Origin of the sequence: Bacillus sp. SIMBA_008, from assembly GCF_046535495.1 — a bacterium.
Classification (GTDB): domain Bacteria; phylum Bacillota; class Bacilli; order Bacillales; family Bacillaceae; genus Bacillus; species Bacillus subtilis.
The window spans coordinates 1-241 of record NZ_JAWRWL010001153.1; the positions used below are offsets into that span (position 1 = coordinate 1).

Sequence of the window (241 nt, forward strand, 5' to 3'; positions counted from 1 at the left end):
GGCACGCCGAGCGTGGCGGGAACCTTCGGCCTCACCGTGACGGCGACCGACGCGCTGGGCTTCCAGGGCACGCAGGCCTACACCCTGGTCACCGGCGCGCCGACCATCGCGCTGACGCCGACCAGCCTGCCCACGGGTACGGCCGGCTCGCCGTACGCACAGACCCTGTCGGCCAGCGGCGGCACGGCGCCGTATAGCTATGCGGTGACCGCCGGCGCGCTGCCGGCGGGCGTCAACCTCG

The 241-nt window shown here is 75.1% G+C and carries 1 protein-coding gene; it reads left to right on the forward strand.

Annotated elements, in window-relative coordinates; genetic code table 11:
• On the forward strand, positions 1–241 hold a 241-nt coding region (locus SB658_RS27055), incomplete at both ends, for a putative Ig domain-containing protein (RefSeq protein ID WP_410603604.1).